Source organism: Clostridium lentum (assembly GCF_014287815.1).
Taxonomy (GTDB): Bacteria; Bacillota; Clostridia; order Clostridiales; family Clostridiaceae; genus Clostridium; species Clostridium lentum.
The window spans coordinates 1-1,584 of the sequence record NZ_JACOOQ010000043.1; the positions used below are offsets into that span (position 1 = coordinate 1).

General features: G+C 29.0%; 2 protein-coding genes. Both read left to right on the forward strand.

Annotated elements, in window-relative coordinates; genetic code table 11:
• Nucleotides 1-48 precede the first annotated feature (48 nt).
• Nucleotides 49-1,278, forward strand: a complete 1,230-nt coding sequence (locus tag H8R92_RS12955) for an IS91 family transposase (RefSeq protein WP_186835674.1) — start codon at nt 49-51, stop codon at nt 1,276-1,278.
• A 14-nt stretch (nt 1,279-1,292) separates the two neighbouring features.
• Nucleotides 1,293-1,484: a hypothetical protein gene (locus H8R92_RS12960; protein ID WP_022211304.1), complete on the forward strand. Its 192-nt coding sequence runs from the start codon at nt 1,293-1,295 to the stop codon at nt 1,482-1,484.
• Nucleotides 1,485-1,584 lie beyond the last annotated feature (100 nt).

Genomic DNA, 1,584 nt, shown 5'->3' on the forward strand with positions numbered 1-1,584 from the left:
CCTTTAAATATGTTAAATTTATTAATTATAAATTAGAGGTTTTTACATATGAAAAAAGGTAAAATAAAAATAATACTAGAAGATCACTGGCATGGGTTCTTAAAAATATATGAAAATAAAATTAGGTCTAATGTTAAAAAAGAAGTTGAAAAAGTTTTAAAATGTAAAGATACAAAATATGGCTTTATTGAATTGAAATGTGATAAATGCAACACTAAAAAGAAGATTGGCTTTACATGTAAAAGTAGATTTTGTACTTCTTGTGGAAAGATTTATACAGATAATTGGATTGATAATATGTTAGGAAATCTAATAAATGTCAAGCATAGACATATAGTTTTTACTATACCAGAAGAGTTAAGAAAGTTCTTTGGAATAGATAGGCAAAGGCTTAAGATATTACCGAAATGCGCAGCTAGAGCTGTTACGAGTTGGATGCATAGTTTAAATAAAAAAGAAGAATTTACACCGGGAATAGTAACTGTAATACATACATTTGGAAGAGATTTAAAATGGAACCCACATGTACATATGATGGTTACGGAAGGTGGAAAAGGAAACATAACTGAATGGAGACATATACGATACATATCTTATGAATCATTAAGAAAAAGATGGCAAAAAATTTTGTTAGATGAAATAACCAATATAAGTGGGAATACAAAGGAAGTAAAATTGATAAAAAATAAATTGTATAAAGAAAAGGTTAAAGGATTTTATGTTCATGCTAAGACGGAGATAAAATCAGCTAAAATAGCAGCAAAATATGTGGGGAGATATGTTGGACGTCCTGCGATAGCGGAATCAAGAATACTTAAATATGATGGTAAAAATGTAACTTATAAATATACTAGACATGAAGATAATAAGGTTATAGTTGAGACTGTGCATGTATATGAGTTTATAAAAAGGATAATCAGGCATATTCCTGAGAAAAACTTTAAGATGATAAGATATTTTGGAATATATTCTAGAAGAAGTAAAGGAAAAGTTAATTTTATAAAAATGATAGATAAAAGGATATTAAGTATAAGAAAGTCTATAGCAAATTGGGAGAATAGAATATTAGCTATATCAGGTGTAGATCCGTGTAAATGTCCTAATTGCAAGAATAAGATGAGATTTCATGACATTGTATATCCTAAGTATGGATCAATGAGAGAACGGTTAAGAATAAAGATTATATCAGAAAATGAAGATAAATTAGAAGAAATTCTAGAAAATTACGCTATCACTAAACGTATATTAGGTGGTAAAATAATTCCGAAAACAACGTAGTTGGAGGAGATAAAGTGAATACAGAAGAAATACTATATATTTGTACTAGTTGTGGGATTAAAGAGAATATACCTAAAGAAGTGGTTGAATACTTTGATGAGATGGATCAAAGCAATATTAATGAACCGCCATGCTTTTCATGCGAAAAGTGCGGAGGAATAATGAGGCCTAAAGAATATACTGGGGTATACGGAATAAAGTATTAATTAATAGGAAAAATATAGCATAGAACCGATGTTAGTTCTATGCCTTTTAGAATACTTAAAATTAAATTCCCGAAGGGAGCGTGGCGAAAGCCACTTTTTT